Here is an 18,386-nt window from a genome sequence, read left to right as displayed (position 1 = left end):
CCGAAAGGTAACGTAAGAGCGTCTCTCGTGACCAAACGGGCTCCCGGAAGAGCGAAAAGGTAACGCAAGGGGTCTTCTCGTTCCCAAACGGGCTCCCGGAAGAGCGAAAAGGTAACGTAAGGGGTCTTCTCGTTCCCAAACGGGCTCCCGGAAGAGCGGAAAGGTAACGCAAGGGGTCTTCTCGTGACCAAACGGGTTCCCAGGAGAGTGAAAAGGTAACGCAAAGGGTCTTCTCGTGCCCAAACGGGCTCCCGATAGAGCGGAAAGGTAACGCAAGGGCGTCTTTCGTTCCCAAACGGGCTCCCGGAAGAGCCGAAAGGTAACGCAAGGGCGTCTTTCGCTACAAAACGGGTTCCCGGAAGAGCGAAAAGGTAACGTAAGGGGTCTTCTCGCGCCCAAACGGGTTCCCGATAGAGCGAAAAGGTAACGCAAGGGCGTCTCTCACGCCCAAACGGGTTCCCGGAAGAGCCGAAAGGTAACGCAAGGGCGTCTTTCGCTACAAAACGGGTTCCCGAGAGAGCCAAAAGGGAACGACCAGAGGCCAATCGCGAGCGGTGGAGGGTGAACGGGAACAAAGTCCGTCCGCTTGTATCCAAAGCGCGAAGAGGATAGCCCGGAAAAATGATTTCTGAACCAACTCATTAATTACAGCAAATAAAAAGGAACCACCCTATAAGTAGTTCCCGTCCTTGTGTTCTCCTGAAAAAATCATCCGAATTGATTCATAGGGACAATCGAGATATTCTCATTGTCGAACTTTCTTTCTCCGAACAGGGTGATCAGCGTACAGCTGGTGATGCGGAAGGGGTTTTCTGAGCCGATTTCGTATTCGGCCAGAAGGCCGGAACCCATTTCTTCGCCTGCTTCATTCAATGCCTGCACATTCTGGCCTTCAAGCGTCCTTAACTTGGCTTTCATTAAAAATGCTTTCCATTCTTCCCAGTTCTTGATCAAATAAGCTTGTTCACCATTTTTCAGGTATCCAAGCTGGCAGTTGCGTTCGTCGATGGCACCCTCATTGCCATAGCATGAATCAAGGATTAAATCCCTCAAAAACTGAAATTCATCTAAATCGAGGTAAGGATCAATCTGGAATTCGCTTGCTCCTCCTGTGCTGACAATCGTTGCCAGCTTTTTATTTCCCTGGGCCACAAAGTATTTGCCGCCGCTCTTCTTTATATATTCAGAATCTATCTCTTCCACGGGCACGCCCTTCATCTTTAATGTAAGCATAATATCTCCTCTTCCATCACAGGTCTGTTACCATAATTATAATAATATTGCCCTGTTAACGGTGTGACAAACTTCATTCCCTCCCATAAAACGCTCAAAGAATTCGTAAGATATGGATGAAAAAAAAGAATAGCCAATGAAGAATTGATCCAATTTGTCAACACATCAATCCGGCAGGGGAGGTGAAGCAGCTGGAAACAGCCGGCGGAATCCGTCTGGATAACGTGCTGCATAGCGGGGCTTTCTGGGAATGAATTGGCTTAATTATTAAAAAGGTTACATAGCCTGCAATTGTTGTATTTTATCTGAAACAATCCTGAAATCTGGAATGAATGATTGTTTGGTAGAATAATATGATAAGGTTTGACCGGATGAAGTTAGAGGAAAAAGAAAATGTTAGGATTTCATTTTTCTGATGGGGCATGATCGCCCTGGATAAAGGATAAGGTCGGTGGAATATATGACATTAGAGGAACAATTGATTAAAAAGGAATATTACAGGACTTATATGGAATCCGGGGAACGGAACCACCCTGTACGGGTGCTTGGGGAACTGTATCTTGCCGAACAGGAGAAGGATATGGCTGATTTGGCTTATATCCGGTTTGCGCAAGGGGAAGTCTATTTTCATAACAAGGATTATGAGGCAGCGATTTTCAAATGGGAGAACATCACGAATGAGCTAGGCCCATGGGCGAAGAAAAACATGGGCGATGCATTCCTCGAACTGGGCCTGCATACATCGGCAGAGGAATTGTACTTGTCGATCCAGACGGACAGCAACGTTCTGAAGATTGAAAGCGGTCTTCAGCTGTTATCCCTATACATAGAAAAGGGAGGGTTGGACAAAGCGGTTTCGGTTATAAAGGAAGCTGTAGCCCTGGACCCTGATTATCCAGGTGTGACGGAAATTGCCAGAGCTTTCTTTGAAGAACATGATGACTGGGAAAACGCTATAGAGCTTGCAGTCAATGAAGCAGTCCGTACCGGTTCGCCTCAATGGTTCGATATTTTGAATCAGTATGTTAAGCAAGGCAATACTCAAAGCTTTACGCCTGACTATTTCAACGAATCCCTTTCTGTTCTGTTCCAGGTTGACAGAAGGCGTTTTGAGCAACTTGCTGTTTCATTGTGGAACAGCTATAAAGGCACTTCAGTTTACATGGATTGGCTGCGGGACTTCAACCTCCTGTTCAGTGCCATGGATGGGAATCGGAAGGATTCCTGGAACGATTTATCTGAGGTGTACCAGGAGTCTTATTTCGAGCTCATCAATGGTGAACGCTTGATCCAGGAGATTTCGCCGTTGATTCCGGAGTTGCTGACGAATTGGCTGAAGATCACTTCGAATGATGATCGCCTTGTTTCCGCTTCTTCGATTATTGCCTGGAATGAGGTATTCCCATCCTCGATCAGCCCGGCAGCTATCCATGATGCTGAAACGTTGATCCTGCATTCAAATGAATACCACAATGGATACGATGATAGCATGGAGCTTTTCGCCTCCATCATCAAGTGGGCGGAGGAGCATGAAGTTGAAGTTGGGAACCGGATCAAATGGATGGTGCAGGAATTGGATGGACCCGATGTCCACAATCTCCTGGTCGCTGGCCTTTCCGGGAACGGCAAATCATCGTTCATTAACACTGTCATCGGTGAAGAACTGGCTGTATCCCCGACCGAAGCAGTTATCCGCTTCATGCACAGCGAAGACACTGAAATCCAAGAGATTACCGATATGGAAGTCTATAAGATTACCGATGTTGAAGACTTCCAGGAAGCGGCTGGTACCGCCCGCAAGACGCGCGATGATGAGGCAGTTATCGATGTAAAGGCTCCGTTCCCATTTCTGAAGCAGCATCAGCTCGCTATGATCGATACGCCGGGAATCAACCGCAATAATTACGACAAACATCCGCTGTTCCACTACTTGAGGTTTGCGGACAGTCTGCTGTTTGTCCTGAATGCGAACGATCCATTCTCTGAAAAAGAAAGAGAGATCCTGTCGAAAATATCCGAACTGTTTCCTGACCTGCAGATCCATTTCCTGTTGAACAAGATCGATGTCGTATATAGCAAGCAGGAAGCAATCGATTTATTCGACAATACGTGGGCTGAAATAAGCCAATATTATCCTGAAGCAAAAATGATCGCTTTTTCGGCAAACTACGATCATCAGTCCCAGCTAAAGGAATTCTCGGATTTTATCAAAGCAAATGGAAATCCATCCAGTGCAGAAGAAGAGCGGACTGCCAAGCTACAATTCTTTGTGCGGCAGGCAATCACCTATCTGCTTGGCAGGCGGATAGAGATTGAGAGTAACCATATGGAATCGATCAGCTGGAATGAAGAAATGGTTTCCAAGCTTAATGGGGCTATCAACCAGCTAGGCGACCTGGAAGAGGAAAAAACACGTTCGATCCTCAAATCCTTCCGTAAGGTCAAGGATGAGATCCGTTCAGAAATGATTGAAAAAATCCCCGAAATGCTTAGAAGCTGTTCCGGACTGGTTACAGAAGAAAGTGATTTTGGGAATCTGCATGTTGAAATGAATGAGGAAATGAATAAACGGATCAGGGAATATATCGGCGGGACAATCCTGCCGAAGTTCCATGATTCGCTCCAAAAATGGGTGGAACATTCAAAAGAAGAGTTCGGACAAAGCCAATCTTACCTAGACGAGATGGGAGAGGGCTTCAATTCCATGTACGGGGAAGAAAGACTTAATTTGGAATGCGACTTCAGGGTCCTTGATGACTGGCGCAGGGATGCGGACAGGATGACCAACGGATACCATCACGACGAAGTCAACATCCTGAACCGCTCAACTCCACAGCAGTTTTTCCTTAAGAGTGCCGGCAAGCTTCTGGGAGTTCTGCCGCAAAACCACGCGATGCTATACAATCGCTATAAAACGTATCTTGAGACAGAGGACTATTATGGAATCGCGGTATCGGTCGCAGAAAAGTTCCTTCAGCAATTCGAGATTTTTGAAAGATCAATTGAACGGGATGTCAACTTATTCTTCAAACAGCCTTATATTGACCTTGAGAAGGCAGTTGAGGATACGAAGTCCGAAATTGCTTACAGTAAGAATGAGCTTGATAAAATTCGAGTTCGCCCTGAATTGTATCGGGATCCGCTGAAGTTATACGAAGTGAAGCTTCGACAGTTAGAATGGATGACAGCAGCAGGAAGAGGCGAATGAAACAAAAAACCAGCCGGCGGTCAGGTGACCAGCCGGCTGGTTTCATTAAATATAAGAGGATGCTGGCAGTCCAGTATCCATTATTTCTTAAAATGTGTCTTTCACGAACTCCGGGTTACGCTGCATGGAACCATAAAGGATCAGCCCGCTCAGGAGCAATAATCCGCTCGTTACGATAAACACGGATGTGAAACCGTAAAAGCCTGAGAGGAAGCCGCCCAGGAATGGGCCGATGATATTCCCGAGAAAACGCAGACTTGTATTATAACCCAGGACCTCTCCCTGCATGGCAACAGGTGCTTCCTGGCGGATATAGGCAACCCTGACCGGGATGATGCCGCCAATGGTGATGCCGAGGAAGAAACGGATCAGCACGAGCTCCCAGATATTATCGACGAACCCGCCTGGTAGGTAAACGATTCCTGACAGGAACAGAAGGATGACCAGGATTTTCACATAACCGATTCTATCAGCGATTTGCCCCCATCTCCTTGCCATCAGCAAATTTCCCAGCCCAGCTGCCGAGAAGGCAATGCCAGAGAAGAATGCCAAGTTTTCGTTCCCGTGCAGATGGCCAACATAGAGCGACAGGATTGGCTGGATGCTGAAATGGGCAACCTGGACCAGCATGGACATCAACAAAACATTGACCATGATCGGGTTCTTGAAAATATGCTGAAGGACTTCTTTCCGACTGTAATTTGTCTTCGTATCCTTCTTGATGTCAACCCTTTGTTCCTTAACGAAGAATACAAGGACCGCGGAAACGATGATAAAGACGGAGGTGGATTGGAAGGTGTGTCCATAACCTAATGAATCTGCCAGGACACCGCCAATCATCGGTCCAAGCAAGGAACCTGTGATGCTGCCGGTCTGCAATGTGCCAAGCACCCGGCCGGCTCTCTCCTTAGGCGTCTGCGTGGAAATCATCGCCTGGGAAACAGGGATGAAGCCTGAAAACAAGCCCATGAACATTCTCAGTAAAAACAATTCCCATACCGTACTTGCGAAGCCAAGCAGGAAAATCGACAAACCCATACCTAGCCCCAAGAAAATAAGGATCCTCTTCCGCCCGAACCGATCCCCCATCCGTCCGATGACTGGAGAGAAGAGGAAGGCTGTCACGAATGTGATCCCGAATGTAAGGCCCGACCAATTCTGGACATATTGCTCAGAGAAGTGGCCAAACGTTTCTATATATAAAGAAATAAAAGGCATTACCATCGTCATACTGCCGGCAATGAAGAAGTTCGCAAACCACATGATCACTAAATTCCGTTTAGCAGCTTGCTGCTGTTGTGTCATTCCATTTACCACTTCTTTCTTGATGCGAATATTTCGCAAAGCTAAACTTCATTATACCAGAAATTAGTGGAATTGAAAACCAAAGGGGTCTGCTAGGGGACTATCGCTCTTTTATATCCATTCAAGGAATTCGATCCTGTTGCCAAAAGGGTCATATACATAGATTCTATTCGCCCCAGGCAGGTTGCTGTCTTTCATGTAGTCCACTCCTGACAGTGCCAAATGCTTCATTAACTTTTCCAGGTTTTCCACCTCAAAAGCAGGGTGCGCCTTCCGGGCTGGCGTGAATGGATCTTCAACTCCAATATGAATCTGGCAGGCTCCATATCTAAACCAAACTCCGCCCCGTTTTTTCAATTCTTCTGGCTTTTCGATTTCTTCATACCCTAATATTTCTCCAAAAAACGCCCGGGCTTTTTCTTCGCAGCCTTTAGGGGCAGCCAGCTGGATATGGTCGATGCCTTTGTATTTGAATTCCATACAATATCCCTCCTCTTCCCTCATTCTAGCCAGCTATTTAGGATAAGTAAATTTTATTTAATTGATTAATAACGATAAGTATGTCTTATGTCTGAAAATAGTACGCTGATTTTTCAACTTAGTGGCGCCGGATCCCCTTTGAATCCTCTAGCCTTTGGTTTTATTCAGTAATACAAGCATTCTCTTTTACATATAAATTATTAAATGTTAATGAACTTTTCACTATGAAATCGAAAAAGAAAGGGAGTATGAAATTGAAGCAGAAAAGGAGAATTTTCGCAATTTTGGTGATTTCGCTTGGCGTCCTGCTGATGGCGGCATGCGGGACAACCGAAACAAAAGAAGCAAATGGCGTCGATGGAGGTAAGGTGAAAAAGGAACTGAGGGTGGTGACAGATGCTGCCTATGCCCCTTTTGAATACCAGGAAGGGGACAAAATAGTCGGCTTCGATATTGATTTCCTTAAGGCTGCCGCAAAAGAGGCCGGCTATGAATTGAAATTCGAGCATGTTGGCTGGGATCCGATTTTCGTGGAAATCAAGAGCAAGCGGGCGGACTTGGCGGTTTCATCGATCTCGATCGATGATGAAAGGAAGCAAACCTATGACTTCTCGCTTCCGTACTTCCTGTCGACCAATAAGATATTAGTCCGCGAAGACAGCGATGTGGAAAGCGCAGCCGACCTGAAGGGGAAAAAGGTGGCCGTCCAGAATGGGACGACAGGGCAGGCAGCAGTCGATAAGCTGCTCGGAAAGAACAATAAGGATATCAAGAAGTTCGACAACAACAACCTTGCGATCATGGAGATGATGAGCGGCGGAGCGGATGCTGTTGTAGCTGATAATGGTGTCGTCGAGGTATACGCAAAGAACAATCCAAATGAGAAATTGAAGGTCATTGAGGACAGTACAAGCTTCGATTCTGAGTTTTACGGCATTCTTTTCCCAAAAGGGAGTGAACTGAAGAAAGAATTCGATCAGGCAATCAGGAAAATCATCGAGAATGGCACCTATGAAAGAATTCACGAGGACTGGTTCGGTACAAAGCCTGACATGGAAAAGTTGAAGGCAGAGCAGGAAGCGTCACAATAACGACTTTCTGTGAATTGCGTAACGTGCTGTTACGCTATTTTTTTGCAAAAGCAACGGAATAAAAGGAGGCAAGCCATGGATTTTCGCTTGGATATCATTCTTGAATACTCCCCTTACCTGGCTAAAGGAACCCTTGTCACCGTAGCGCTTTCACTAGCAGGAATCGCAATCGGGACAATCCTCGGACTGTTCATCGGTTTAGGCAAAATGCAGCGCCGCAAATGGCTGGCACTGCCGTTTTCCTGGTATATTACCTTTTTCCGGGGAACCCCTTTGTTTGTCCAGATCCTCCTGGTTCACTTTGGGGTTGTCCCTTTGTTACTTGGCGAAACGAATGGAATTGTCGCAACGATCATCGCACTTTCATTGAATGCTGCCGCGTATATTGCCGAAATTTTCCGCGCAGGCATCCAGTCGATTGACCGTGGTCAAATGGAAGCAGCAAGGTCACTTGGGATGAGCCACGTCAGGGCCATGGGATATGTGATCCTGCCCCAGGCTTTTAAACGGATGATCCCGCCGCTTGGGAATGAATTCATCGTGCTCATCAAAGAGTCATCATTGGCAGCTGTCATTGCCACCCCTGAGATCATGTACTGGGGCAGGTCGATGGCAGGGCAGTATTATCGGGTTTGGGAGCCGTATCTTACTGCAGCATTCATTTATCTTTTATTGACACTGTCGCTAAGCTTTTTGCTAAATCGTCTGGAAAGAAGGCTGGAAACAGAATGATCAAAGTTGCCAATCTGCAGAAGTCCTTTGGTGCCCACAAGGTACTGAATGGGATCAATGTCGTTGTTGCTCCCCGGGAGGTCGTAGTGGTCATCGGACCATCTGGATCCGGGAAATCAACTTTCCTCCGCTGTATCAATCTGCTTGAGACAATCACGGGCGGCCATGTGCTGATTGAAGGGAAGGATATCACTGACAAGGGGACGGATATCAATAAAGTGCGCGAGGAAGTAGGGATGGTCTTTCAGCATTTCAACCTTTTTCCCCATAAAACGGTACTCGAAAACATTATGCTAGCACCATTGAAGGTCAGGAAAATCGAACCGGAAAAAGCGAGGGCCAAAGGAATGGAACTTTTGAAGAAGGTAGGGCTCGTGGAGAAGGCGGAGGCTTACCCAGCATCGCTCTCTGGAGGGCAAAAACAGCGGGTGGCCATTGCCAGGGCACTTGCGATGGAACCGAAAATCATGCTGTTTGATGAACCGACATCAGCGCTTGATCCAGAAATGGTCGGGGAAGTGCTCGAGGTCATCAGGCAGCTTGCGGGCGAAGGGATGACGATGGTCATTGTAACCCATGAAATGGGCTTCGCAAGAGAAGTGGGCGACCGGGTCATTTTTATGGATGGGGGGCAGGTTATCGAAGAGAACGTGCCCAAAGAGTTGTTCGAGTTCCCGCAGCACGAGCGGACGAAATCCTTCTTGAGCAAGGTACTATGATCCGGGGGAAGGGAGCTGCCTGAAGCGGTTCCTTTTTTCTTTGTTGATGAATCGCTTCCTTTCCGTGAACTATTTCTGGCTAGGACACGACTGCTGTGCTCCTTTGTCGGTCGTATCCAGCCACCTCCGCTGTTGGGGAGGCGCGATCTGAAAAAGAGTTTGCCAAAACGAGTGTCATTCGTTACATTAAAACTAATGGTGTTAGTTTTATGGAGGGGGAATAATATGCGAATGAGGAAGGAAGGGAATCTCTATCAGTTGACGTTCATGCCTCGTTTTTTCCCGATTAACTGCTATTTTGTCGAAGAGGAAGAGGGCCTTACTTTGATAGATGCGGCTTTGCCAAACAGTGTTGCCGCTATCATGAAAGCTGCAGCGGAAATAGGCAAAGAAGTCAGGAAAATCATCCTGACGCATGCCCATAACGACCATGTGGGGGCACTTGACGGACTGAAGGATAAGTGGGATGTCCCTGTTTATGTCTCAAGCCGTGAGGCGCGGCTTTTGGCTGGCGATCGATCCCTTGCCCCTACAGAGCCCCAGACTCCCATCCGCGGGGGGATACCGAAAAAAATCAAGACGAAGCCTGATTTTCTTTTAAAAGAAGGGGATAGGATTGGTTCGTTGCTTGCCATAGCTGCGCCCGGCCACACACCAGGCTCGATTGCCCTCCTTGATGAGCGCTCCAATGCTGTGATTGCTGGAGATGCCTTCCAGACAAGAGGGGGGATTGCTGTCTCTGGAGTAACGATTCCCTCGTTCCCGTTCCCGGCGATGGCCACGTGGAACCTGGAGGCTGCGGTTCAAAGCGCGAGGAAAATCAATGGTTTGATGCCAAGCCTTCTGGCAGTAGGGCACGGCGATCTGCTTTCATCCCCTTCTGGAAAAATAAACGAAGCGATCAAGAAAGCGGAAGAAAGGCTGATGAAGTAACAGGAAACGGAGCGAATCAAAATTGTCACCAAGACCACACGTAGCTTTGACCAAAGAAGTGATCATGAAAGCGGCGGCAGAGCTGGCGAATGAATATGGAACCCTGAATCTTCCGTTATCCCTTCTCGCTAAAAAACTGAAGATCAAGCCCCCATCCTTGTACAATCATTTTGACGGATTGGCTGATTTAAAAAGAGAACTTACCTGCTTCTCGCTTAAACAACTCTACGGGGAATTGGCAGGAGGAACTGGCGGGGCAAAGGCTGGAACGGAAAAAGTACTCCAATTAAGCAAGGTCTACCTTTCTTTTGCGAGGGGAAATCCAGGCTTGTATGAAGCAGCTTTATCTGCCCCCGGTCCGGGAGATCAGGAGACTTTTACAGTAGGGGAACAAATCGTGGAATTAGTCAGGGAAGCAATCGGCCCAATGGTACTTAATGAAGCAGAGGCCATCCATGCTGTCAGGGGATTGCGGAGCATCATGCATGGTTTTGCGTCGCTTGAGCAAAAGGGAGGCTTTGGCTGCCCGCTTGATCTGGAAGAAAGCTACACAATGGCCATCCTCGCTTTTATGGATGGGATAAAGAATAAGGGAACCGAGTGACGGGATAGAGGGCCAGCGCTATCCTGATGGTCCCGCAGCCAGGAATCATGCCATTCCATACGCTTTTAAAAATCATACGGTTCATAAATGGCCGAATGGATAGCAGTCGAGTTTGAAGAAGGCAGGGCTTCTCTGTCCCTTTTCTATTTTCTTGCCAATTTGAAATTTATCTGCCAGTTTTTAAAGTCAGGCACATACACATATATAGACGCTGCTTTTTCAAAAGAGAGGGGGAGCTTGGTGGATATATATGTGAGGCAGGGAGATTCCTTCTGGTACTATAGCAATCTCTTTACAGTTTCTCTGAAGCTGATCCTCGACTCAAACCGGGATTTGAGCCCGGATCGCCTGCAGGTTGGCCAAAGAGTAAGGATTCCAGGCTTTGCGGCGGTCGATTACCGGATCCGGGCAGGCGATACATTATGGAACATTGCGCGCAGCCGGAACTTGCCTGTCGATGCCTTGCTGCTGGCGAACAGGAACATCAATCCGAATGCGCTGTATATCGGCCAAATGATCAAGGTGCCGTTAAGGGTTACCTGGAGGATTGTCGAGGGCAAAAAGAAGTACGACTACGCCTCCGTGATGAACGACTTGAGGAGGCTGCAGAGTGTCTACCCATTCATGAAAGTGCCGTCCATTGGGAAATCCGTACTGGGAAAGACGATTCCAGAAGCTTTGATAGGGGCTGGGCCGAAGCGAGTGCATTATAACGGTTCGTTCCATGCCCAGGAATGGATCACAACCCCAGTCATCATGACCTTTCTGAATGATTATTTGCTTGCCTTGACAAATAATACAGCCATTCGCGGTTTGCCGATGTCCAGCTATTATACGCAAACGACCTTGTCGATCGTGCCGATGGTCAATCCAGACGGGGTAGACTTGGTGTTGAATGGTCCTCCTGATGCTGAGCCATGGAAGTCAAAGGTGGTAGAACTGAATAAAGGCAGCCTGGATTTTTCAGGGTGGAAAGCGAATATCCGCGGGGTTGACCTGAATGACCAATTCCCTGCGGAATGGGAGCTTGAAAAAGCGCGCAATCCGGCCAAGCCAGGGCCTAGGGATTATCCTGGCGAAAAGCCGCTCTCCGAACCGGAAGCCATTGCGATGGCTGAACTGACGAAACGGCGTGATTTTTCTCGGGTGCTGGCCTTTCATACCCAGGGTGAAGTGATTTATTGGGGCTTTGAGAACCTTGAACCACCTGAATCAGAAAGGATGGTCAATGAATTCGCGAGAGTCAGCGGCTATCAGCCGGTAAAAACGATTGAGAGCTATGCGGGCTACAAGGATTGGTTCATCCAGGATTGGCGCCGTCCAGGATTCACCGTCGAATTAGGCTTTGGCGTCAATCCGCTTCCGCTGTCGCAATATGATGAGATCTACGAAGAAGCCCTGGGAATCTTTTTGGCTGGATTGTACCTATGAAGCTTCAGGAATACTATCTTTGTAGTTCCAATGCCTGGAGAAAAATCGAATTACAGGTTAAATGATATCTTAATTAGCATATAAATAACGAGATCATCACCTTAGAAAAAAAGCTTGGGGAAACTTTTAAGTCCCCAAGCTTTTTGTGTTTAATCGTGTGTTTGTCCTTCGTACAAGGATCGATCTGGTACAGCCCGTATTCTCTGTTCAGGCGTTTCTGTCCTTCTTTTATCGTCCTTCAGTATTGTGATTGCGCTGCTGTATTCCTCCGCTTACGATTCCAGATGCGCGCCTTGGCTATTTGTTCAAGTTCCGCAACAGGTTTCACTTTGATCGCGCCCTTGAAAATCGCTGGTGTCTGTTTCACGGAAAAAACCAATGTGTTGACTGCGGTTTTCTTCTCTTCGAAATCAGAAAGAAGCTGTTGCTGATTAGTTGTAAGCCTGTCTGTTTCCTGCTTGATGGCATTCGTTTTTGCCTGGACCCTTGTTGCCGATTCCTGCATCTTTTCAATCGCTGGTTTGGTTTCCTTAAAAGTCTTGAATAGGGTGAATCCTAAATATACTAGCGAGGCAGCAATAACGGCCAAACTGATGTAGACAATGATCATCGTTTTGTTTCCTCCTTTAGATGTCTTTTAATCTATTGAATACCCCATAATGATTACATCCTAACTGGGAATCCTGGATTTGTTAATTTGACGTATTTGTGAAACTCTGAACATGATTAACTGAAATGTGACGAACTTCACAAACAGGAGAATCCTCTAGGATTACAATTTAGACATAGAGAATATATTATCTACCTTTCAAACTCCGAAAATACCTATTGCTTCCAAATGGAAAGCAAGATTATATGGGAGGAACAAAAAATGGAAAAGAGAAAACTGGTCATGGCCGGCAACGGGATGGCAGGAGTCAGAACAATCGAAGAACTGCTGAAACTTGAGCCAAATGCTTACGAGATAACGATTTTTGGGAGTGAACCGCATCCTAATTACAATCGGATCATGTTATCTACAGTCCTCCAGGGTGACAAAACAATTGACGATATCATCATGAATGACTGGGATTGGTATAAAAACAATGGCATCAAGCTTTATGCCGGGGAAGCAATCGTGAAAATAGACAAAGAGAACAAGAAAGTAATTTCCAGTGAAGGGCGGATCACCGAATATGATGAGTTGATCATTGCAACTGGCTCAAGTTCGTTTATTTTGCCAGTGCCAGGAGCGAAAAAGCAAGGTGTGGTCGGCTTTCGTGACATCCATGATTGTGAAATGATGATCAAGGATTCGGAGGAATATAAAAGGGCAGTTGTCATCGGTGGCGGCCTTCTTGGTTTGGAGGCAGCGCGAGGCCTGCTGAATCTCGGGATGGAGGTGGACGTCGTCCATCTTATGCCTTACTTGATGGAAAGGCAATTGGATGCCACGGCTTCTGAGATGCTGAGAAAAGAACTTGAATCACAGGGGATGAACTTCCTGCTTGAAAAACAGACAGCGGAAATCCTCGGTGATGGACGGGTGTCCGGCATCCGGTTCGCCGACGGTTCTGAAATCGCTGCCGACCTAGTGGTCATGGCCGTTGGAATCCGGCCGAATGTCAAGCTTGCAAAAGACAGCGGCATTTATGTGAACAGGGGAATTGTCGTCAACGATTATATGGAAACGTCCATACCGCATATTTACGCTGTCGGGGAATGCGCAGAACATCGGGAAATCGTCTATGGGCTTGTAGCCCCATTGTATGAGCAGGGAAAGGTGCTGGCCGCGAACCTGGCAGGAGCGGAGACAAAACCTTATGAAGGCACCATTTGCGGCACTCAGCTGAAAGTATCTGGCTGCGACCTGTTCTCCGCAGGGGAGATCGGCGAGGACCCGGAAGCAAAGTCCATCAAGGTGCATAACGAATTTGACGGTGTCTACAAAAAAATTGTCATCCGGGACAACCGGATCACCGGCATCGTCCTTTACGGTGAGACGAAGGACAGCAATCGACTGTTCAGGATGCTGACAAAAAGAGAAGACGTCAGCGGAATGACAAGCGTGTCTATTCTTGAAGCGGGCGGCTGTTGCAGCGGGGACGCCAGTGATGTTGCGGCGATGGCAGACGATGAACTGGTGTGTGGCTGTAATGGTGTCTCAAAAGGGACAATCGTCGAAGCAATCCGCCAGAACGAACTGACAACAGTCGATGAAGTAGGAGGCTGCACAAACGCCGGCCGTTCATGCGGCCGCTGTAAAACACTGATATCCGATATTCTCGCCCATACGCTCGGCGACCAGTACGATACTTCTGCCAAAAAAGCAGCCATCTGCGGCTGTACAACTTTGAGCAGGGATGAAGTGGTTGACGAAATCAGGGCGAAGGGGCTTACGAACGTCAGGGAAGTAATGAACGTCCTTGGCTGGAAACAAGAGGAAGGCTGTTCAAAATGCCGCCCGGCCATAAACTACTATCTTGGAATGGTCAACTTCAATGAATATAAGGATGAGCGTGATTCAAGGCTTGTCAACGAAAAAATGCATGCCAACATCCAGAAGGATGGCACTTATTCCGTTGTTCCAAGAATGTATGGCGGTGTCACCACAGCTGCAGACCTGAAGAAGATTGCCGAGGTGGCTGAAAAATATGATGTGCCGCTCGTCAAACTTACTGGCGGACAGCGGATCGGCCTTTTCGGAGTAAAAAAAGATGATTTGCCGGCGATGTGGGAAGATCTTGGAATGCCGTCCGGATATGCATACGGAAAAACGTTGCGTACAGTCAAAACTTGTGTTGGCGCGAAATTCTGCCGTTTCGGCACCCAGGATTCGATGGGTCTTGGAATTGAACTTGAGAAGAAATTCGAACGACTCGATACGCCGCATAAAGTAAAGATGGGCGTGTCAGCCTGCCCAAGAAACTGTGCTGAATCCGGAATCAAGGATATCGGCTTTGTCGGTGTCGATGGCGGCTGGGAAATCTATGTCGGCGGAAATGGCGGCACGGATTTAAGAGCTGCAGACTTGCTGATCACTGTAAAAACGAAGGAAGAAGCAATCGAAATAACTGGAGCCTACCTCCAATATTATCGTGAAACGGCTTCCTACCTTGAACGGACAGCTCCTTGGCTGGAACGGATGGGACTTGAGAACGTTAGAGCAGTTTTGGATGATAGCGAAACAAGAAAAGAGCTGAACAAACGGCTTGAAAAGACACTTGAGAGATATCACGAGCCATGGCAGGAAGCAATTGAGAACGAAGCAATCAAAGAAAAATACTACCAAAGGCGAAAAGTGACAATCGAATAGGGAGGTGGATGGAAATGGGAAAAACAATGGTAAAGGTCAAGATTACAGATTACAGCTCCCTGCCTGAACGGGCAGGGCAGGCAATCGCCGTCAATGGAGATGAAATCGTTTTGTTCCGCCTAACAACCGGGGAGGTGAAAGCCGTAGAGAATCGCAGCCCGCACTGGAAAGGAGGGACACTAGCTGATGCGCTTGTCAGCGGCCCCTTCATTTACTGTCCGGTTTATGACTTGAAAATATCCCTGGAGGATGGAAAAGTTCAGGCGCCGGATACTGGTGAAGTAAAAACGTATCGAGTCGAAGTCGAGAATGATGTAGTGTATTTGATTTCATAATCCTTGGGAATTTTCTTAATGCGAAAGGATGTCAGCACAATGAAAAAAGGAAAAGCATGTTTGGTCGGGGCGGGGCCCGGGGATGTTCAATTGATCACGGTTAAAGGGATGGAGGCAATCAAGAAGGCGGAAGTCATTTTATATGATCGCCTTGCCAACCCAAAGCTGCTTGAGTTTGCTGCGGAAAATTGCGAACTCATCTACTGCGGTAAGCTTCCGGATCGCCATGTCCTCCGCCAGGAAATGATCAATGACCTTCTTGTGGAGAAAGTGCTTGAAGGCAAACTTGTTGTTCGGCTGAAAGGCGGCGACCCGGGGGTATTCGGGCGGGTCGGCGAAGAAGCAGCTGCATTGGCTGGAAATGGGCTTTCCTTCGAAATTGTTCCTGGCATCACTTCTGGGATCGCCGCTCCTCTCTATGCAGGCATCCCAGTTACCCACCGGGAGTTCGGTGAGTCGTTCGCGGTTGTTACTGCCCATGATAAATCGGCGGATGGCCAGCCAAAGCTGGACTGGAAGGGACTTGCAAGGGGGATTGATACCATTGCTTTTTATATGGGCATTTCCAATCTTCCGTATATTTGTAACAATTTGGTCAAACATGGCAAACCATCGGAAACGCCGGTGATCCTAATACAATGGGGCACATTCTCGCGCCAGAAAACGCTTGAAGGCACATTGGCTGACATAGCAGAAAAAGCCAGGAAAGAAAACTTCACAAACCCTGCGATCACACTTGTTGGCGATATCATTTCCCTGCGAAGAAAATTGGACTGGTTCGAGAAAAAGCCGCTTTTCGGCAAGCAGATCTTATTGGCGAGGACTGGAACAACCCCTAGCAAACTAGCGATGGAACTGACCGAGCAAGGGGCGGATGTGATCGAATATCCCAAGTGGAAAAAGGTCAGGGTACCTGCTAATTTAGAAGTATTGGATTCCATATCGGAATACGAAGCAATCCTTTTCACTTCTCCTGAATGTGTCGATGACTTTTTCAAAAGTGCCTTCCAGGTAGGGATCGATATCAGGAAAATCAGAGCCGACCTGTATGGATGCTCTGTAAAATCAGTTCGTGCCCTGAACGAGAAAGGCTTATCCGCTCAATTGGAACAGTGCATGCCTCTAGCAGGAAAACTGCTGATCGTCGGTGACAGCGACTCTGGGATTTTTTCTAAGGATGCCGATCGGTTCGTGACCTCGAGGACAGTCATTGACGAACAATTCATCCCGATTTTTGAACGGATGCTGGAAGAGGCTTCAATCAATACCGTGATTGTGCCAAGCAGCAGGGCGGCGAAGACTTTGATTGAGGAAGGTGTCCTCAAGGAGCGCGTTCCGCAACAGCTCCTTACTAAAGCGGAAGTCATCTGCATGGGCGAACAAACGGCATGGGCAGCTGAAGCCTTTGGATTGCAGACCGATTCTGTCATCAAGGCGCCAACGAATGCGGCGGTAATCGATCACCTAAAGGAAAAGAAGCTGGAATTGCCAGCAATCTGAACATGGGACAGGAGGGACAGTTAAGATGAAAGCTGCTGTATTCATCAGCCACGGAAGCAGGACGGATGAAGGGAACAAGCAATTTATCACTTTCATCAGACAGGTTCTTGACCGGACGCCTCTGCCAATTGTAGTGTACGGTTTCCTGGAAAACGCCAGGCCCACTGTAATGGAGGCAGTCGAGAACTGCATAAGGAGGGGCGCAACAGAAATCTTTGTCATTCCCGTTTTGTTGCTTCCTGGCATCCATGCGAACCTCGATATTCCGCAAATTCTTGAAAAAGCACAGCAAAAGCACCCGGGGATTGGAATTCTCTACGGAAAGCCACTCGGGATCAATGGCATCATGGTGGATATCATCGAGGAGCGCTTGCGGAGTAAAGGGTATACCGGCAGCCGTGACGAGGCAATCCTGCTTGTCGGCCATGGAAGCCGTGATCCGCAGGCAGCTGTGGAATTTGAGACATTGGCCGGCATAATGCGCCGGAAGACAGCAGCCCGAGTGGAGACGGCTTATATCACGACATCCCCTTTTTACGCCGGGAAATGCAGCCAGCTGTTAAGCAGCCAGGTAAGAAAGGTTTATCTGCTCCCATATCTGCTGTTCACTGGCGGTTTTGCTGTTAAAATGGAAGAAAATGCACAGGAAATCTCCAGGCTGAATCCCCGGAACGAAGTAATCGTCTGCGAACCGGTCGGCTTTGACGGCCGGCTGCAGGAATTGCTGGTCAATAGGGCAGTGGAAGCTGGGATTCTTTGAAAGGAGGAGGCGTCTTGTACACGATCAATCTAGATTTGAATGGCCGGAAAGCGGTTGTTGTCGGCGGCGGCAGGGTAGCGGAACGCAAAATCTCCGGCCTGCTGGAGGAAGGGGCTGATGTGACGGTGGTGAGCCCGCAACTGACGGCTTGCTTGCTGAAGCTGTCTGAGGCAGGGCGTTTATCCTGGCTTCAAAAACCATTTTCCCCTGATGACATTAAGGGGGCATTTCTTGTCATGGCCGCGACGGACAGCAGGGACGTCAATCTTGCCGTGAAAGAAAGCGCAGCTCTGGGCCAACTGTTCAATATCGCCGACGATCCGGAGCTATCCGATTTCCAGGTGCCCTCTGTACTCAAAAGAGGAAAGCTGTCGATTGCCATCTCCACATCAGGGGCGAGTCCGATGCTTGCAAAGAAAATCCGCGGCCAGTTGGAAGAACTCTTCGATGAACGGTATGAGAACTACCTTGAATTCCTTGCGGCTTGCCGCACAACGATTTTAGCTGAAGTGAAGGGGGAAAGAAAGAAAAAGCAGCTCCTTGCAGCCATTGCGGATAGCAGGTTCCTGGATTCCGAAAAACGGGAAGAGAGATTTACAGAGATGCTGAAGGAAGCTCTGGAAGAGGATATATAGAGGCTAATCCCCGATCTTTATAAAAGGCTGTGTTAAAGCTGAATGTTGTTTTTTAAAGAGGTGATTGGAACGGAAGGGACTGACTCCTCGAAAATGCTAATGCATTTCCTTCGTGCGTGGGCGAA

The 18,386-nt window shown here is 47.9% G+C and carries 16 protein-coding genes; 12 read left to right on the top strand and 4 right to left on the bottom strand.

What is annotated here, in order from left to right:
* Positions 1 to 708 precede the first annotated feature (708 nt).
* Entirely contained in the window at positions 709 to 1,233 is a 525-nt protein-coding gene (locus JJQ88_RS01595; RefSeq protein ID WP_210363991.1) for a hypothetical protein, read from the bottom strand.
* Positions 1,234 to 1,693: 460 nt separating this feature from the next.
* Between JJQ88_RS01595 and JJQ88_RS01590 the strand changes: the two genes are divergently transcribed.
* Positions 1,694 to 4,441, top strand: coding sequence for a dynamin family protein (locus JJQ88_RS01590; RefSeq protein ID WP_210364227.1), 2,748 nt, complete (start codon positions 1,694 to 1,696; stop codon positions 4,439 to 4,441).
* Positions 4,442 to 4,528: 87 nt separating this feature from the next.
* Here JJQ88_RS01590 and JJQ88_RS01585 read toward each other — a convergent pair whose 3' ends face one another.
* Complete coding sequence (locus JJQ88_RS01585; RefSeq protein WP_210363990.1) at positions 4,529 to 5,746, bottom strand: MFS transporter; 1,218 nt, start codon at positions 5,744 to 5,746, stop codon at positions 4,529 to 4,531.
* A gap of 111 nt (positions 5,747 to 5,857) precedes the next feature.
* On the bottom strand, positions 5,858 to 6,226 hold the full coding sequence (locus JJQ88_RS01580) for a VOC family protein (protein ID WP_210363989.1): 369 nt from the start codon (positions 6,224 to 6,226) through the stop codon (positions 5,858 to 5,860).
* Positions 6,227 to 6,480: 254 nt separating this feature from the next.
* Between JJQ88_RS01580 and JJQ88_RS01575 the strand changes: the two genes are divergently transcribed.
* The 6 genes from JJQ88_RS01575 to JJQ88_RS01550 all read left to right on the top strand — a co-directional run bounded on the left by JJQ88_RS01575 (position 6,481) and on the right by JJQ88_RS01550 (position 11,736).
* The gene (locus JJQ88_RS01575; protein WP_246860870.1) at positions 6,481 to 7,317 is read left to right on the top strand and encodes a basic amino acid ABC transporter substrate-binding protein; all 837 of its coding nucleotides are present in this window, start codon (positions 6,481 to 6,483) and stop codon (positions 7,315 to 7,317) included.
* A 75-nt stretch (positions 7,318 to 7,392) separates the two neighbouring features.
* Entirely contained in the window at positions 7,393 to 8,049 is a 657-nt protein-coding gene (locus JJQ88_RS01570) for an amino acid ABC transporter permease (protein WP_210363987.1), read from the top strand.
* The gene (locus tag JJQ88_RS01565; RefSeq protein ID WP_210363986.1) at positions 8,046 to 8,768 is read left to right on the top strand and encodes an amino acid ABC transporter ATP-binding protein; all 723 of its coding nucleotides are present in this window, start codon (positions 8,046 to 8,048) and stop codon (positions 8,766 to 8,768) included. The genes JJQ88_RS01570 and JJQ88_RS01565 overlap by 4 nt, the downstream gene beginning before the upstream one ends.
* Positions 8,769 to 8,993: 225 nt before the next feature.
* On the top strand, positions 8,994 to 9,701 hold the full coding sequence (locus JJQ88_RS01560; protein WP_210363985.1) for an MBL fold metallo-hydrolase: 708 nt from the start codon (positions 8,994 to 8,996) through the stop codon (positions 9,699 to 9,701).
* A gap of 22 nt (positions 9,702 to 9,723) precedes the next feature.
* Entirely contained in the window at positions 9,724 to 10,305 is a 582-nt protein-coding gene (locus tag JJQ88_RS01555; protein ID WP_210363984.1) for a TetR/AcrR family transcriptional regulator, read from the top strand.
* Between the two features lie 240 nt (positions 10,306 to 10,545).
* Positions 10,546 to 11,736 carry a M14 family metallopeptidase gene (locus JJQ88_RS01550; RefSeq protein WP_210363983.1) on the top strand — a complete coding sequence of 397 codons (1,191 nt, stop codon included), beginning with the start codon at positions 10,546 to 10,548 and terminating at the stop codon, positions 11,734 to 11,736.
* Positions 11,737 to 11,974: 238 nt separating this feature from the next.
* Here JJQ88_RS01550 and JJQ88_RS01545 read toward each other — a convergent pair whose 3' ends face one another.
* Positions 11,975 to 12,346, bottom strand: a complete 372-nt coding sequence (locus JJQ88_RS01545) for a DUF948 domain-containing protein (protein WP_210363982.1) — start codon at positions 12,344 to 12,346, stop codon at positions 11,975 to 11,977.
* Between the two features lie 261 nt (positions 12,347 to 12,607).
* On the opposite strand from JJQ88_RS01545, the gene nirB reads away from it, so the two are divergent.
* The 5 genes from nirB to JJQ88_RS01520 are packed head-to-tail and all read left to right on the top strand — an operon-like array spanning position 12,608 to position 18,261.
* The gene (gene nirB / locus JJQ88_RS01540; protein WP_210363981.1) at positions 12,608 to 15,031 is read left to right on the top strand and encodes a nitrite reductase large subunit NirB; all 2,424 of its coding nucleotides are present in this window, start codon (positions 12,608 to 12,610) and stop codon (positions 15,029 to 15,031) included.
* Positions 15,032 to 15,045: 14 nt separating this feature from the next.
* Positions 15,046 to 15,366 carry a nitrite reductase (NAD(P)H) small subunit gene (locus tag JJQ88_RS01535; protein WP_210363980.1) on the top strand — a complete coding sequence of 107 codons (321 nt, stop codon included), beginning with the start codon at positions 15,046 to 15,048 and terminating at the stop codon, positions 15,364 to 15,366.
* A gap of 39 nt (positions 15,367 to 15,405) precedes the next feature.
* Positions 15,406 to 16,866, top strand: a complete 1,461-nt coding sequence (cobA, locus tag JJQ88_RS01530; RefSeq protein ID WP_210363979.1) for a uroporphyrinogen-III C-methyltransferase — start codon at positions 15,406 to 15,408, stop codon at positions 16,864 to 16,866.
* A 25-nt stretch (positions 16,867 to 16,891) separates the two neighbouring features.
* Positions 16,892 to 17,626, top strand: coding sequence for a sirohydrochlorin chelatase (locus JJQ88_RS01525; RefSeq protein ID WP_210363978.1), 735 nt, complete (start codon positions 16,892 to 16,894; stop codon positions 17,624 to 17,626).
* Positions 17,627 to 17,640: 14 nt separating this feature from the next.
* On the top strand, positions 17,641 to 18,261 hold the full coding sequence (locus JJQ88_RS01520; RefSeq protein WP_246860869.1) for an NAD(P)-binding protein: 621 nt from the start codon (positions 17,641 to 17,643) through the stop codon (positions 18,259 to 18,261).
* Positions 18,262 to 18,386: the final 125 nt, after the last annotated feature.

Source organism: Bacillus sp. REN3 (genome assembly GCF_017912555.1).
Classification (GTDB): domain Bacteria; phylum Bacillota; class Bacilli; order Bacillales; family Cytobacillaceae; genus Mesobacillus.
Note: the sequence above shows the minus strand (reverse complement) of the source record. Positions and strands in the feature narration are given on the sequence as shown.

What these genes read in the sequence shown, in the direction of transcription:
- JJQ88_RS01560 (WP_210363985.1), top strand. Translation starts at nt 8,994, where the DNA reads ATGCGAATGAGGAAGGAAGGGAATCTCTATCAGTTGACGTTCATGCCT.
- JJQ88_RS01565 (WP_210363986.1), top strand. Translation starts at nt 8,046, where the DNA reads ATGATCAAAGTTGCCAATCTGCAGAAGTCCTTTGGTGCCCACAAGGTA.
- nirB (WP_210363981.1), top strand. Translation starts at nt 12,608, where the DNA reads ATGGAAAAGAGAAAACTGGTCATGGCCGGCAACGGGATGGCAGGAGTC.
- JJQ88_RS01535 (WP_210363980.1), top strand. Translation starts at nt 15,046, where the DNA reads ATGGGAAAAACAATGGTAAAGGTCAAGATTACAGATTACAGCTCCCTG.
- JJQ88_RS01595 (WP_210363991.1), bottom strand. Translation starts at nt 1,233, where the DNA reads ATGCTTACATTAAAGATGAAGGGCGTGCCCGTGGAAGAGATAGATTCT.
- JJQ88_RS01590 (WP_210364227.1), top strand. Translation starts at nt 1,694, where the DNA reads ATGACATTAGAGGAACAATTGATTAAAAAGGAATATTACAGGACTTAT.
- JJQ88_RS01570 (WP_210363987.1), top strand. Translation starts at nt 7,393, where the DNA reads ATGGATTTTCGCTTGGATATCATTCTTGAATACTCCCCTTACCTGGCT.
- JJQ88_RS01525 (WP_210363978.1), top strand. Translation starts at nt 16,892, where the DNA reads ATGAAAGCTGCTGTATTCATCAGCCACGGAAGCAGGACGGATGAAGGG.
- JJQ88_RS01545 (WP_210363982.1), bottom strand. Translation starts at nt 12,346, where the DNA reads ATGATCATTGTCTACATCAGTTTGGCCGTTATTGCTGCCTCGCTAGTA.
- JJQ88_RS01580 (WP_210363989.1), bottom strand. Translation starts at nt 6,226, where the DNA reads ATGGAATTCAAATACAAAGGCATCGACCATATCCAGCTGGCTGCCCCT.
- JJQ88_RS01585 (WP_210363990.1), bottom strand. Translation starts at nt 5,746, where the DNA reads ATGACACAACAGCAGCAAGCTGCTAAACGGAATTTAGTGATCATGTGG.
- cobA (WP_210363979.1), top strand. Translation starts at nt 15,406, where the DNA reads ATGAAAAAAGGAAAAGCATGTTTGGTCGGGGCGGGGCCCGGGGATGTT.